A 14,373-nucleotide genomic window follows, 5' to 3' on the forward strand; every position below is an offset into this window, starting at 1 on the left:
AGGCAACGAATTCAAATCGCGTGGAACAGGGCGGGAAGAGGTGCCGAATACGGCGGACCGGCCCCGTTTTCCACTCCTGCCCCCGGAGCCACGGTTACACGACCCTCCGGGGGCGGCAAGCGCGGGAACTACCCGATTTGGCGCACGCCAAAAGTCGGGTACGGCGACCGGGAACGTCGAGTACGGTGCCGCGAAGAAAAGCAGGTAGCCGGGGCTGTGGCCAAGTAGATCGCGGCGGCAAGCAAGGGGCCGTCACGTAGCGTGGCAACCTCACGCGCAGCGCTGGCCTACCCGCCGAACGGCCCGCGGCCGGAGTTTCCGCGGCGCGGTCCCTGGCTGTCCGGCTTCCTCCGGCGGACACCTCTGGCGATGAACCAGACCAGCAGGGCCGCGCAGGCCGCGTACACGGCGTAATTGAGATAGTGCGAGTACTGATCGATCAGTTCGTACCGGGCCCCGAGGACCGCGCCCAGTCCGATCAGGATCCCGTTCCACAGGCCGCTTCCCGCGAGGGTGAAGGCACTGAAGCTGAGCATGTTCATTTTCTGGGCCCCCGCCGGCAGACTGATGAGGCTCCGCACGCCCGGAATCAGCCGGCCAAAAAAGATCGCCGGCCTGCCGTGCCGGTCGAACCAGTCCGCGGCCTTCTCAAAATCGCCCCGGTCCACCAACGGCAGGCGGGACAGCCAGCGGATGGACCGTTCCAGACCCAGACGGGCGCCCAGCCAGTACAGCACCAGCGCCCCCAGGTAGGCGCCCAGGGTGCTGGTCAGGAAGACGAGCACCAGGTTCATGGACCCCTGCCGGGTGAGGAATCCGGCCAGGGGCAGGATGACCTCGCTCGGGATGGGCGGGAAGACTGTTTCGGCCAGCGTAAAGAGCCCCACGCCCCATTCCCCCAGCGCATCGATGGACCGCGCCGCGAAACCGACAATCCCGGTCAGGTCCTGCGTTGCGGAGGCTACGGGCAGTATGGCTGGCACGGTCATCGATCGAACTCCTTGGCGGCACGGCGGGACTCGGGCACTCTCCACCCTGCCACACCGTCCCCGTCCGGGGCGCGAAAACGGCCCGGGCAGCCTGTCGGCGTCGACTCCGCCGGAAGCCGAACCAGAGGCCCGGCGCGGGGGCAGCATCAAGTGACCACCGTCAGATTGGCCGGCGCCACGGGAGCGGAACGGGAGCAGAATTGAAGCAGGCAGCTTCACTGTTATCGCAAGATCCAAGTGGGAAGGTAGTCGGCTATGAACACCGGAAACGCGCGCGCAACGCTGCTGCTGGCGGTGATCCTGCTGGGTGCGGCGGGATGCGCCCCGGGCGGCGGCACCACGACCGCGCCGCCTGCCACCGCGCCGGCGGCCACCGCGTCCGCGACCGGGAGTACGGAGACGGGCGGCGGCGCGGCCGGCACGCCCTCCGGCGGATCAGCCGCGGCAACTTCCGCAGCAGTGATCACAATTCGGGACTTCGCTTATGGCCCGCCGCTGGTGGTGGCCGCCGGTGCGGTCGTGACCGTGACCAACATGGATGGTGCCGAGCACACGGTCACGGCCGACGACGGCCCGGCGTTCGACGTCGACGTCAAGGGCAGCGGCGGCACGGCCAGCTTCACGGCCCCGTCGACTCCGGGAACGTACGCCTTCCATTGCACCTTCCACCCCGGCATGCACGGAACGCTGACGGTCAAGTGAGCGCGCCGGTCCGCAGTGCTGAACCCGCCCGGGCGCCCCGGTTCGACCCCGGCTGGCCAGGGGCCGGGGCCGCAACCGCGGACGCCTTCAATAGCAGTCCGGCCGGTGCTACGTTGCAGTGATGGACACTCCAACCGAATCAATACCGGTGCTGGACCTGGCTGAGGCGAGAAGCGAGGACGGGTCCTTTAACCCCGCTTTCGTCGCGGCCCTCCGCGACGCCAGCCACCGGGTGGGCTTCTTCCAGTTGACCGGCTACGGCGCCACCGCCGCCCAGGTCACTGAGCTCTTCGAGGTCACCCGACGGTTCTTCGCCTTGCCGGAAGCGGAGCGGCTGGCCCTGGACAACCGCAAGTCGCCGCATTTCCGCGGCTACACGAGGCTTGGCCACGAAGTGACCCAGGGGCGGCCGGACGCCCGCGAGCAACTTGATTTCGGACCGGACCGGCCCGCCCTGCGCGGCTACCCGGCGGATCAGCCGTACTGGCTGATCCAGGGCCCCAACCTCTGGCCGGACGCGGCCCTCCCGGAGCTGCGCACCGTCGCCATGGCCTGGGCCGAACACATGTGCCGGGTCGGCGCGGAATTGCTGGCCTCGATCGCGGTGTCGCTGGAGCTGCCCGAAGACTACTTCGCCGCCGCCTTCGAGGGGACACCGGCGTGGATGGCGAAACTCACGCACTACGTCGGCGGCGTGGTTCAGGCCGCGGGGAACCAGGGCGTTGGCGCGCACGCGGATTACGGCTTCGTCACCCTCCTGCTGCAGGACCGGGTGGGCGGACTGGAGGTCCGGCCGCACGGCAGCGATGTCTGGATTCCTGTGCCGCCGATCGAGGGTGCCCTGGTGGTGAATCTCGGCGAGATGCTTGAAGTGGCGACCCAGGGGTACCTCTCGGCGACGGTCCACCGGGTGCAGGCGCCGCCGCCCGGCGTCGACCGCTACACGGTCCCGTTCTTCTGGTCGCCCCGGCTGGACGCCGTCATCGATCCGGTTCCGCTGCCGCCGGCGCTGGCGGCACAGTCCCGCGGGCTTTCAGACGATCCCGCCAACCCGATGCTCGCCTCCTACGGGGCGAACGTGCTCAAGGGCTGGCTCCGCGCCCACCCCGAGGTTGCCCGGCTGCACCACCCCGAGCTGGTCCGATAAAACGGGCCGGACCTAGTCCTTGCTCCGGGCCCGGCTGGGCTGCACCCGCGGCGGTTCGCCGGGCATTTTCGGGAAGTCCGGCGGGAAGGGGAGCTCGCCCAGGCCGGCGGCCAGGTCCCGCTCCCACCACCCGAGCAGGGCCTCGATGGAGCCGGGGCTGGCATGCATGCCGGCCCAGGGATCCCCGGTGGCCTTGAGCCGGCTGGGAACGGTCGCGACGGTGAAGTCCCTGGGGTCCGCGCCCTCCAGCTCTTCCCACTCCAGCGGGCAGGACACGGTGGCGGCGGGCAGGGCGCGGGGGCTGTAGGCCCCTGCCATCGTGCGGTCACGGTTGGCCTGGTTGAAGTCGATGAAGACCCGGGTGCCGCGTTCCTCCTTCCACCAGGCGGTGGTGACCTGCTCCGGCATCCGGCGTTCAAGTTCGCGCGCGGCGGCAATGACGGCGTGCCGCACCTCAAGGAACTCATGCGCGGGCTCGATCGGCGCGAAGACGTGGAGTCCGCGGTTGCCGGAGGTCTTGATGAAGGCGGTCAGCCCCGCCTCGGCCAGCACGGTGCGCAGTTCCCGGGCGGCCGGCACGGCGTCCCGGAACCCGGTGCCGGGCTGCGGGTCAAGGTCGATCCGCAGCTGGTCCGGGTTGTCCGGGTTCGCCGCCCGCGACGCCCAGGGGTGGAAGACCACCGTGTTCATCTGCACCGCCCAGACCGCTGCGGCGATCTCGTCGATCACCAGCTGGGGGTGGGACCGGCCGCTGGGATAGACCACGTCCACGGCCCCTACGAAGTCCGGCGCGCCCTTGGGCGGGTTCTTCGAGAAGAACTGGTCGCCGTCGACGTCGCCGGAGAACCGCTGCAGCGTGATGGGGCGGCCGCCGTTGGCGGCCAGGAACGCGTCTCCGACGGCGACCATGTAGTGGGCGAGGTCCAGCTTGCTCAGGCCCGCTTCGGGCCAGAGCAGCCTGCTGGGACTGGAGATCCTGACGTCCCTGCTGCCGTCGGGTCCCTCGACGGAGACCGTGGTTTCTTCCCGAGCCATGAGGATCAAGCTACCCCGGGGCGCTGTCCAAGGAAAGCACGCAGCGTCAGGAGCGGCGGACCGTCTTGTAAATTTCGAACCAGGCCACTCCGGCGGCCCCGGCGACGACGGCCAGCCCCCAGTCCCCCGGCGCCAGCGGCCCCAGGTCGAAGGCGCCGCGCAGTGAGGGCACGTTCAGCAGCACCACGAGGAACAGTGCCGCGCCGCCGACCACCCACTTCAGCGTCCGGTTCCGGCGCTCGCGGAAGGTCCGCCAGACCGGCAGCCGCCAGGACCGGTTGACCAGGATCAGTGACAGGTTGCCGATCACCAGGGTGGCGAAGGACAGCGACCGGACGACGTCGTCCGCCTTGCCGTTGCCGATGCTCCAGAGGTAGACGCCGACGACGGCGGCCAGCACGGAGAGCCCCTGGCAGGCGGCGATGGCCAGCACCCGGCGGCCGAAGATGCCCTGGCCGGCCCGGCGCGGCGGCTGGTCCATGATCGCCGGATCGATTTCCTCGGCTTCGAAGACCACGGAGCAGGCCGGGTCGATGATGAGCTCCAGGAACGCGATCTGGACCGGCAGCAGCACCAGCGGCCACCCGCTGACGAAGACCGGCAGCAGGGACATGCCGACGATCGGGACGTGCACGGCGATGGTGTACGCCAGGGCCTTGCGCAGGTTGTCGAAGATGCCGCGGCCCTGCCGGATGCCGCCGGCAATCGAGCTGAAGTCGTCGTCGGTGATGACCAGGTCGGCGGATTCCCGGGCCACGTCGGTGCCGCGCGCGCCCATGGCGATGCCGATGTCCGCGGCGCGCAGCGCGGGGGCGTCGTTGACGCCGTCGCCGGTCATGCCGACCACGTCACCGTTGACCTTGAGGGCGCGGATGAGCCGGAGTTTCTGCTCCGGCACCATCCGGGCGAACACGCTGACGGTGCGGATCCGCCGGGCCAGCTCATCGTCCGTCATGGCCTCCAGCTGCGGACCGGTAATGACGCCGGCGCCGTGGTCCAGCCCGATCTCGCGGGCGATCGCCAGCGCCGTTCCGGGATAGTCCCCCGTGATCATGACGGTGCGGACCCCTGCCCGGGCGCACGCCGCGACGGAGTCTGCCGCGTCGGGCCGCAGTGGATCGTGCAGGCCGACCAGGCCGAGGTACTCGAACCCGAAGTCCGCCTGGCGGTCCGGCAGGCTCCCGTTCCGGTCGAAGGAGGCGCGCGCCACGGCGAGGACCCTCTGGCCGCCGGCCGTGGCCGTCTCCACGTCCGCCATCAGGACCGCGAGTCGGGCAGGGTCCAGGCGGCACAGCCGGGCGATCGCCTCCGGGGCGCCCTTGGCGGCCACCACGTAGTGGCTGCCGTCGGGCGCGCGCCACACGTGAGAGAGGGCGAGCAGGCCTTCGGAGAGCGGGTATTCCCGGACCAGTTCCCAGTCGGCGTGCAGGTGTCCGGTCTCGCCGAGGTACTTCGCGCCCACCGCTTTGAAGGCCTTGTCCATCGGGTCGAAGGGGTCCACCGGGGAGGCCAGGACGCCATACTCGGCGATGGTGTGGAAAGCCTCCGGCAGCGGCCCTTCGTCGATGGTGTGGCTCTGGGTCCCCACCACCAGCTGGCGGACGGTCATGCTGTTCAGGGTCAGGGTGCCGGTCTTGTCCACGCAGATGACGGTCGCCGAGCCAAGGGCTTCGATCACCGGCGCGCGCCGGGTCAGCACGTGCTTTTGCGACATCCGCCAGGCCCCGAGGGCAAGGAAGACGGTCAACACCACCGGGAACTCTTCGGGGAGCATCGCCATCGCGGTCGCGATCCCGGCCAGCAGGCCCTGCAGCCAGTTGCCGCGGGTCAGCCCGTACACCACCACGACGACGGCGGCGGCCGCCAGGCCGAAGGCGGCCAGGTACCGGACCAGCCGGTCGATTTCCCGTTGCAGCGGGGTGGGTTCCTGTTCGATGGACCGCAGGGCCGAGCCGATCCGGCCCAGCTCCGTACCGGCCCCGGTTTGCTTGACCAGCGCCAGGCCGTGGCCCTTGACCACCAGGGTGCCGGAGAAGATCCAGGGCGTCGCGTCCCCGCCGGGCCGTCCCATGGCTTCGGCCGCGGTACCGGCCGGGCCCGGCGCCTTGCGCACCGGCACGGATTCGCCCGTCAGCGCGGATTCGTCGGCCGAAAAGTTGCGGGCCTCCAGCAGGACCGCGTCCGCCGGCACCCGGTCCCCCTCGGCCAGCACGGCGAGGTCCCCGCGCACCACCTCGCGGCCGGGGATGCGTAGCTGGTCCCCGTCGCGGATCACGAGCGCGCGCGGGGAGGACAGATCCCGGAGGGCTGCGAGGGCGTTCTCGGTCTTGCGCTCCTGGTAGATGGAAATACCGATCACCACGACGACGAAGGACATCAGCAGCACGCCGTCCAGCAGTTCAGCCAGCAGGAAGTTCACGGTCCCGGCGACCAGCAGCAGGAGCAGCATGGGCTGGCGGATCACGGCCCAGCTCTGCTGCAGGATGTTCCGCGGCTTCGCCGTCGGCAGTTCGTTCGGACCGTCGGCCGCCAGCCGCCGGGCCGCCTCCGCCGAGGCGAGCCCCTCCGCGACGGCGGCGGCCGGTCCGGGTTTCATCAGAGCCAGGCGGTCCGGCGCAGCGGGGGTTCGGAGCCGCCGGCGCGCTGCACCAGGACCTGGTTCACCCCGGTGGTTCCGGCCTCGAATCCCAGCGCACTGGCGGCCATGTAGAGCCGCCACACCCGGGCCCGGCCCGGGCTGCTGGCCCGCACGGCCTCGTCCCAGTGGCGTTCCAGGTTCTGCACCCAGGCCCGCAGGGTCAGTGCGTAGTGCGGGCGCAGCGCCTCGACGTCGAGCACCTCCAGGCCGCCGCCCTCCAGCGCGCCAATCATCTCGGCCAGGCTGAGCATCTCCCCGTCCGGGAAGACGTAGCGCGGAATGAACGAATCGGGATCCGGATCGGTGGGGCCGGCGTTCCAGGAAATGGCGTGGTTCAGCAGCCGGCCGCCGGGGCGCAGCAGCGCGTGCAGCCGGGAGACGTAGTGGCCGAGCTGTTCGCGGCCCACGTGCTCGGACATGCCGATGGAGCTGATCGCGTCGAAGGGACCGTCGTCCACGTCGCGGTAGTCCTGGATCCGGATCTCGACCCGGTCCGTCAGCCCCGCTTCCGCGACCCGTTTCCGGGCCAGTTCCGCCTGCTCGGCGGACAGGGTGATGCCCACGACGTCGGCCCCGTAGCGTTCGGCGGCGTGGATGGCGAAGCTGCCCCAGCCGCAGCCGACGTCCAGCACCCGCATCCCGGGCCGGAGGCCGAGCTTGCGGCAGACCAGGTCGAGTTTGGCTTCCTGCGCCGCGTCCAGGCCCGTCTCCGGGGTTTCCCAGACAGCGCAGGAGTAGACCAGGGACGGGCCGAGCACGAGGGCGTAGAAGGTGTTGCCGACGTCGTAGTGGTGCGAGATGGCGGCGGCGTCGCGCTTCCTTGAATGCCGCCGGCCCTTGCGCGCCACGCGGGCCTCCTCCGGGGGCGGGGCGGGGTTCGGCCCGAGCGCGCCGAGCCGCACCGCGGCCGCGGCCAGGGTCCCCAGTTCCCGGACCGTGGGCCGCCGGAACGGCCCGGGCTCGGCGAACTTTCCCGCCGAGCTGAGCGCGCCGAAGCTGGCAAAAATGTCACCGGGCGCCTCAATCTCGCCGGCGACGTAGGCCCGGCTCAGGCCCAGCTGGCCGGGCGAGAAGAGGATCCGCCGCAGCGCCCGGCGCGAGTGGAAGACCAGCAGCGGGGCGCCCTCCGGTCCCGCTTCCGAGCCGTCCCAGGCGCGCAGCCGCAGCGGGATGTCCTTGGTACCGAGCACGATGGCCAGCGCCCCGGCCAGCCGCGACGCGGCTCCAGCAGTGGTCGACATGGTTCTTTCCTCTCAGCCGGTGGCTTGCCCCAGCCCCAATCTATTGGCAGCCGGGGCGCCGGAACAGGGGCCGGACGTCCCGGAAGCGCACGCTTCGGCGGCGCGCGGCGGGCCGCTCTGGTGATCCCCGCGGCCGCTGATTAGGGTGGCTGACATGTCTGAGGCATTTTCCGCTGAACTTCCGTTGACCATCGACGTCGACGGCACTGAGGTTTCCGGGGTGTACGCGCGGCCCGCGAGCCCCGCCGCGACCCTTGTCGTGGCCCACGGCGCCGGCGCCGGGATGGAGCACCCGTTCCTGCGCGGTTTCACCGCGGCCCTGTACGACGCCGGCGTCGCCACCTTGCGGTTCAACTTCCCGTACCGCGAGGCGGGCCGGAAGTTCCCGGACCGGCCCCCGGCGGCCATCGCGGCGTGGCGGGCCGCGATGGACGCGGCCGCGGCCCGCTCGGAGGGCGAACCGCTGTGGGCCGCCGGGAAGTCTTTCGGCGGCCGGATGGCGTCCATGGCGGTGGCGGAGGGCATGCCGGCGGCGGGCCTGGTGTTTCTCGGTTATCCGCTGCATCCGCCGGGCAAGCCGGAGAAGCTGCGCGACGAGCATCTCTACGGGCTCTCCGTGCCGATGCTCTTCCTCCAGGGCACCAGGGACACCTTCGCCACCCGCGGGCTGCTGGAGTCCGTGGTGGCGCGCATCGGCCCGGCCGCGACGCTGCAGTGGCGCGAGGGCGGCGACCATTCCTTCGCCGTGGCCGGGACGAAGCGGACACCGGAAGAAACCGGGGCCAGCCTCGCGGCGGCCGTGGCGGAGTTCATCGGGCTGCACAGCCAGGACCGGGCGGCGGACGGCGGCCGCCCGGAGGGCGCCCGGTCGAAGGATCCCCGGTGACGGGGCCGCGCACCGGCCCGGCGGCAGCGCTCACGGACGACGACGTCCCGGCCTGGTGGCAGCGGCTGGGGCTGCCGGGACTGATCGACATCCACACTCATTTCCTCCCCGAGCGGATGTTGCGGCGGGTCTGGGCGCATTTCGATGCGGCCGGACCGCTGGTAGGCAGGCCTTGGCCGATCACCTACCGTACGGACCAGGAGAGCAGGCTGGCCCGGCTCCGCCAGCTGGGGGTCCGCCGCTTCACCGCGCTCACCTACGCTCACCGGCCCGGGATGGCGGCCGACCTGACCGATTTCGCCCTGGGGCTCGCCGCGGACGAGCCGGACTGCGTCCCCAGCGCCACGTTCTATCCGGAGGACGGCGTGCTGGGGCAGGTCGGGTCGGCCCTCAACCGGGGCGCGCGGGTCTTCAAGATCCATGCCCAGGTGGGCGGGTTCGACCTGCGCGAGCCGGTCCTGGACCCGGTGTGGGGCCTCCTTGCCGACGCGGCCGTTCCGGTCGTCGTGCACGTGGGCAGCGGCCCGGTACCGAGGGCCGGGTTCACCGGCCCGGACAAGCTTGAGGGTGTGCTGCGCCGGCATCCGGGGCTCACCGCCGTCGTCGCGCATCTGGGCACGCCGGAGTACGGCGAGTTCCTGGGCCTTGCTGAAAGGTACCCCCGGGTCCATCTGGACACCACCATGGCGTTCACCGACTTCTTCGAAGACGTCGCCCCGTTCCCCGCCGGGTTGTTGCCCAGGCTGGTGGAGTTTGCGGACCGGATTGTGCTCGGCAGCGACTTCCCCAATATCCCGTACCCCTACGCGCACCAGCTCGAGGCGCTGGAACGCCTCCGCGACAAGGAGCCGCGGCTCGACGACGACTGGCTGCGCGCGGTCTGCTGGTTCAACGGCGAACGGCTGGTGGGAAGCTGAGCTGGCCGCTCCCATGGCGGGCGGTGGTTCCCATAACGGCGCCCAGGCTGAAAGATGGTGCCCATGAGCAAACCATACGAAGCATCCCGCCCCGTTGAATCCGACAACCCCGAAGCAGTAGTAACAGCGGTCCGTGAGGCCACCAGCGAACTCCGCGACGAGCTTCAGCGCAACGGGATCGAGGTCAGCTTCCAGGACCTGGCCCTGCTGGGCCATTCGGAATCCTGGGACGGCGAAGGCCAGCGCTGGGTCCATGTTGCCTGGGAGGGCGCGGAGGCCGGATAGCACCTGCCCATGGGTGGCGCCACCCCGCCGCCCGGCCGTCACATCCGGCTTTTGACCCTGGCCGTCGCCGGCGCCGTCCACGGATCCTCCGGCCAGGGATGCTTCGGGTAGCGGCCGCGCATCTCCGCCCGGACCTGCGCGTAGGGGCCCGACCAGAAGGATGCCAGGTCGTCGGTCACGGCGAGCGGCCGCCGGGCCGGGGAGAGCAGGTGGAACAGCACCGGAACCCGGCCTGCCACCAGCCGCGGCGTCTGGTCCCAGCCGAAGCACTCCTGCAGCTTGACCGCGACCACCGGCCGTCCGTCGTCGTCGCCCGCCTCGGGGTAGTCGATCCGTACCCGCGAGCCGCTGGGCACCTCCAGCGTCTCCGGAACCAGCTCCCCCAGCCGGGCCGCGTCCGGCCAGGGCAGCAGCCGCCGGAGCGGTTCGGCCAGGTTGATGCCGCTGGTCGGGGCACCGGCAGCCAAGGCCTCGAGTTCCGGCGCGAGCCACTCGTCCAGGCGGCCCAGCAGGGCGGCCTCGGACATCCCCGGCCACGGGGCACCCAGTTCCCGGTGCAGCAGGGCCAGCCGCCGGCGCAGGGCGTCCGCCGCCGTGGACCAGCCAATCGTCGCCAGCCCGGATTGCGCCAGGGCGCGGGCCACCGCGGCGCGGCCCTCCGCCGGGGCCGGCCGCACCGGCGTCGAGGAGAGCACAATCGCACCGAGGCGGCGTTCCCGGCGCGCGGTGACCCGGCCCTGGCCGAAGGCCGCCTCCACCGTGTCACTGAGCAGCTGCCGCGCGGCGGTCTCCGCGGCCTCCGCCGTCAGCGGCGCGGCTGACCGGATGACGGCACCGGTGCCGGCCGCGTCCCGCCCTTCGGCCCGCGATACCTCCGCAACGGCGAGCCACTCGTGGCCGGCCAGGCGGCTGCCGGCCGGGAGCCCGGCCCGGGTGCCGGAGGACAGCAGATACCGTTCCCCCGGCCCCGGGACCCGGCGCGCCACCCGGTCCGGGAAGGCGAGGGCGACGACGAAGCCGGTGCCTTCCGCCCCGGCTGCGCGTCCCCCCGGCGCTGCGGGTCCCGCCGGCGCTGCGGGCGGGGACGCTTCGCTGCCGGTCCGGGCCTGGCGCGCGATCGCCTCCATCCGCCGGACGTCGTCGGCCCAGCGCCGGGACCCGGGATCAGTGCCGGACCGCAGGGCCTTCAGGAGCCCGGGCAGATCGGCGCCGGGGACCCGCTGTCCGCCGGCGACGACGGCGACGGCCTCCGCCGCGGCGCGGTGCCCGACGGCGGCCGCGCCGTCCAGCAGGGCGCGGGCCAGCCGCGGATCCGCCGGGATCCGGGCCAGCGTCTTGCCCAGGTCCGTCGCGAGGCCGCCGGGGCCCACCGCGCCGAGTTCCCGCAGGACTTCGACGGCCTCGTCCATCGCCGCCCGGGGCGGGGCGTCCGGCAGGGCCAGCCCGCGGCCGCCCGGTGAGCCCCAGCAGGCCAGCACCAGAGCCGCGCCCGTCAGGTCGGCGACGGCGATCTCCGGAGTTTGATGGGCCGGGGCGGCTCCGTAGCTTTGCTGGTCATAACAGCGGACCACCCGTCCGGGGCCCAGGCGGGCGGCACGTCCGGCGCGCTGTTCCGCGGAGGCCCGGGAGCAGGACACAGTCACCAGGCCCGTCATGCCGCGCCCCGCGTCCCGCCGCGGCTCACGGGCGAGGCCGGAATCGATCACCAGGCGGACCCCCGGCACCGTAAGGGAGGACTCGGCGAGCGCAGTGGAAACGATGATCCGTGCGCGTTCGCCCGGACGGCGGCCGGACACCGCCCGGTCCTGCACGGCGGGGGTGACCTGGCCGTGCAGCTCCAGCACCTCAGCCCCCGTCCGGCCGCGCAACCGGGCCGCAACCTCCGAGACTTCCCGGGCACCCGGCAGGAAGACCAGGGCGTCGATGTCCTCCCCGGCGGCGAGCGCTGCGGCGTGGGCTTCCTCTGCTGTGTCCGCGACGTGGCCAAGGAAGGCCCGAGTCACGCCCCGCTCGTCCAGGCGGGGTCCCGCCGCCGGTGCCCATTGAACCGCCAGCGGATACAGCGCCGACGGGCAGCCGACGACGGGAGCCGCGCCGCCGCCGTCGTCCGGGGCCCGCCCCGGCGTCTCCCCCGGCGGGGTGTCCGCGAGCAGGGCGGCAAACCGGGGCGCGTCCAGGGTGGCCGACATGGCGACCAGGGTCAGGTCGCCGCGGAGTTGGCGGACCTCGGCGAGCATGCCGAGCAGCAGGTCCGTCTCCAGCCCCCGTTCGTGGACTTCATCGAGCACCACCGCGCCGGTGCCCTCCAGCCCGGGATCGGCCAGCAGGCGGCGCAGCAGGATGCCGGTCGTCACGAATTCGACCCAGGTGCCCGGCCCGGCCTGGCGGTCGCCGCGGACGGTGTAGCCGACGCGTCCGCCCAGCGGGCTTGCGTCCAGGGCGGCGAGCCGCCGGGCCGCGGACCGTGCGGCGACGCGGCGCGGCTGGGTGACCACAATGCGCGGGGTCCGGCCGGCGGCGCCCTGCAGGGCCAGATTGGCCAGCAGCGGCGGCACCAGCGTTGTCTTGCCCGTACCCGGCGGCGCCTCGACCACCGCGGCACCGGCCGGGCCCTCCGCGCGCAGCGACGCCGCGAGCTGGTCCAGCGATCCTGCGAAGACCAGGCCGGCGCCAAGGGCGGCGAGATCGAACGGCCGGGATTCCGGGGTCTGCGCGGTCGGCGAAAAAGTCACGCCTCCATTGTCCCCCGCCGCTCCCGCCGGCGGTCCCGCCCGCCGCCGCCATTGCTTCGTCGGACCCGCTGCGTCGCGGAGGTGGTGGAAACTACGGAAGACTGGGACTACCCAATCGCAAAGGTGGAACCCCCCTTGATCAATCTGCAGCAGGACGCCGAAGGCTTCATCCGGATGAACCGTCACTTCCCCGCCAGCACACCCGTCACCATCACCTTCGCCGACGGTTCCACCGAGGAAGTCACCGGCCGGCAGCTGAACGCCGCCTACGACGACGCGCTCGCCGAGTACCGGGCGCAGAACCACCTGGACGCCAAGGGGTTTTCCCGGGCCCCCAGGAAGCGGGTCGACCCGGGCAACAAGATCGAATTCGTGCGTGTCCACCCCGGCATGGCCGGCTAACAGCGCTGGGGAGGGAGGCCCTGCCGGTACCTGTACCAGCAGGGTCTCCCCCGCCGCCGCAACAGGCACTTGAATAGAACCATGAGCCCGCGCCCCGCCGCCGGAGCACTCCCATCCGGGCCTGTGACGAACGCTGGACCAGAAAAAGTGTCCCGCTGCGGAACAATCCACCCCGGCAGGGTGTTGGCTCATACTGTGGCCCGGGCGGCATGCCGTCCGGCCACCGCGCCATCGTGGGCCGACCGGTTCCGAGGCGCCCCCCAAGCCCCTGGACCCGATCCTCTCCCCCGCGATCGCGACTTTCTTACCGACTCTTACTGGAGAAGAATGCTTACCGTAAACGCTTACGCTGCCCCGTCCGCCACCGAGGACCTTGTCCCCACCACCATCGAGCGCCGCGACGTTGGCCCGCACGACGTCCTGATCGAGATCAAGTTCGCCGGGATCTGCCACTCGGACATCCACACGGTCCGCGGCGACTGGGGACCGCAGTCCTACCCGCTCGCTCCCGGCCACGAGATCGCCGGCATCGTTACCGAGGTCGGCTCGGCCGTCACCAAGCACGCCGTCGGTGACCGCGTCGGCGTCGGCTGCATGGTGAACTCCTGCGGCGAGTGCCCCAATTGCCAGGCCGGCGAGGAACAGTACTGCCTCAAGGGCAACACGGGCACCTACGGCGCCGTGGACCGCGACGGCACCATCACCCAGGGCGGCTACTCCACCCACGTCGTCGTCACCGAAGACTTCGTGGTGCGTATCCCCGAGGGCATCGAGCTCGACGTCGCCGCACCCCTGCTCTGCGCCGGCATCACCACCTACTCGCCGCTGCGCCACTGGAACGCCGGCCCCGGCAAGAAGGTCGCCGTCGTCGGACTCGGCGGACTGGGCCACATGGCCGTCAAGATCGCCCACGCCATGGGCGCCGAGGTCACGGTCCTCTCCCAGTCGCTCAAGAAGCAGGAAGACGGCCTGCGCCTCGGCGCGGACCACTACTTCGCCACGAGCGACGAGAACACCTTCACCGAACTCGCGGGCACGTTCGACCTGATCATCAACACCGTCAGCGCCTCGATCGACATCAGCTCCTACCTGCAGCTGCTGCGCCTCGACGGCACCATGGTCAACGTCGGCGCCCCGGCCGAGCCGCTGCCGGTCAACGCGTTCGCCCTGATCGGCGGCCGGCGCTCCTTCGCCGGCTCGATGATCGGCGGCATCCGCCAGACCCAGGAAATGCTGGACTTCTGCGCCGAACACCAACTCGGTGCCGAAATCGAGGTCATCCCGGCCGAGAAGATCAATGAGGCGTACGAGCGCGTGCTGGCCTCCGACGTCCGCTACCGGTTCGTGATCGACACCGCGACCCTGGTCTAGCCTCCGCGGCTGCCGTTCCGCGCGGCGG

General features: G+C 71.7%; 12 protein-coding genes. 7 read left to right on the plus strand and 5 right to left on the minus strand.

Annotated features, from left to right (window positions below; genetic code table 11):
- Nucleotides 1-287: 287 nt before the first annotated feature.
- Nucleotides 288-989 (minus strand): DedA family protein, encoded by a 702-nt coding sequence (locus ABIN76_RS02860; protein ID WP_346958204.1) that lies wholly within the window; start codon nt 987-989, stop codon nt 288-290.
- 255 nt (nt 990-1,244) lie between these two features.
- Here ABIN76_RS02860 and ABIN76_RS02865 point away from each other — a divergent pair, with 255 nt between their 5' ends.
- A complete protein-coding gene (locus ABIN76_RS02865; protein WP_346958205.1) occupies nt 1,245-1,691 on the plus strand; it encodes a cupredoxin domain-containing protein in 447 nt (148 codons plus the stop codon).
- A gap of 121 nt (nt 1,692-1,812) precedes the next feature.
- A complete protein-coding gene (locus ABIN76_RS02870; protein ID WP_346958206.1) occupies nt 1,813-2,838 on the plus strand; it encodes a 2-oxoglutarate and iron-dependent oxygenase domain-containing protein in 1,026 nt (341 codons plus the stop codon).
- Nucleotides 2,839-2,850: 12 nt separating this feature from the next.
- Here the strand turns inward: ABIN76_RS02870 and ligD are convergent, their stop codons facing one another.
- The 3 genes from ligD to ABIN76_RS02885 are packed head-to-tail and all read right to left on the minus strand — an operon-like array spanning nt 2,851 to nt 7,752.
- Nucleotides 2,851-3,873, minus strand: a complete 1,023-nt coding sequence (ligD, locus tag ABIN76_RS02875; protein WP_346958207.1) for a non-homologous end-joining DNA ligase — start codon at nt 3,871-3,873, stop codon at nt 2,851-2,853.
- A gap of 46 nt (nt 3,874-3,919) precedes the next feature.
- Nucleotides 3,920-6,469 carry a cation-translocating P-type ATPase gene (locus ABIN76_RS02880; RefSeq protein ID WP_346958208.1) on the minus strand — a complete coding sequence of 850 codons (2,550 nt, stop codon included), beginning with the start codon at nt 6,467-6,469 and terminating at the stop codon, nt 3,920-3,922.
- Nucleotides 6,469-7,752: a cyclopropane-fatty-acyl-phospholipid synthase family protein gene (locus ABIN76_RS02885; RefSeq protein WP_346958209.1), complete on the minus strand. Its 1,284-nt coding sequence runs from the start codon at nt 7,750-7,752 to the stop codon at nt 6,469-6,471. The genes ABIN76_RS02880 and ABIN76_RS02885 overlap by 1 nt, the downstream gene beginning before the upstream one ends.
- Before the next feature lie 154 nt (nt 7,753-7,906).
- On the opposite strand from ABIN76_RS02885, the gene ABIN76_RS02890 reads away from it, so the two are divergent.
- The 3 genes from ABIN76_RS02890 to ABIN76_RS02900 all read left to right on the plus strand — a co-directional run bounded on the left by ABIN76_RS02890 (nt 7,907) and on the right by ABIN76_RS02900 (nt 9,840).
- Nucleotides 7,907-8,638, plus strand: a complete 732-nt coding sequence (locus ABIN76_RS02890) for an alpha/beta family hydrolase (protein ID WP_346958210.1) — start codon at nt 7,907-7,909, stop codon at nt 8,636-8,638.
- Nucleotides 8,635-9,555: an amidohydrolase family protein gene (locus tag ABIN76_RS02895; RefSeq protein WP_346958211.1), complete on the plus strand. Its 921-nt coding sequence runs from the start codon at nt 8,635-8,637 to the stop codon at nt 9,553-9,555. The genes ABIN76_RS02890 and ABIN76_RS02895 overlap by 4 nt, the downstream gene beginning before the upstream one ends.
- 63 nt (nt 9,556-9,618) lie before the next feature.
- Nucleotides 9,619-9,840 (plus strand): hypothetical protein, encoded by a 222-nt coding sequence (locus tag ABIN76_RS02900; RefSeq protein ID WP_346958212.1) that lies wholly within the window; start codon nt 9,619-9,621, stop codon nt 9,838-9,840.
- Between the two features lie 38 nt (nt 9,841-9,878).
- Here the strand turns inward: ABIN76_RS02900 and hrpB are convergent, their stop codons facing one another.
- The gene (hrpB, locus tag ABIN76_RS02905; protein ID WP_346958213.1) at nt 9,879-12,572 is read right to left on the minus strand and encodes an ATP-dependent helicase HrpB; all 2,694 of its coding nucleotides are present in this window, start codon (nt 12,570-12,572) and stop codon (nt 9,879-9,881) included.
- A 135-nt stretch (nt 12,573-12,707) separates the two neighbouring features.
- Between hrpB and ABIN76_RS02910 the strand changes: the two genes are divergently transcribed.
- Both ABIN76_RS02910 and ABIN76_RS02915 read left to right on the plus strand, forming a co-directional pair.
- Nucleotides 12,708-12,974: a hypothetical protein gene (locus ABIN76_RS02910; RefSeq protein ID WP_346958214.1), complete on the plus strand. Its 267-nt coding sequence runs from the start codon at nt 12,708-12,710 to the stop codon at nt 12,972-12,974.
- 327 nt (nt 12,975-13,301) lie between these two features.
- Nucleotides 13,302-14,345: an NAD(P)-dependent alcohol dehydrogenase gene (locus ABIN76_RS02915; protein ID WP_346958215.1), complete on the plus strand. Its 1,044-nt coding sequence runs from the start codon at nt 13,302-13,304 to the stop codon at nt 14,343-14,345.
- Nucleotides 14,346-14,373: the final 28 nt, after the last annotated feature.

The organism is uncultured Arthrobacter sp. (assembly GCF_964021775.1).
Taxonomy (GTDB): domain Bacteria; phylum Actinomycetota; class Actinomycetes; order Actinomycetales; family Micrococcaceae; genus Arthrobacter.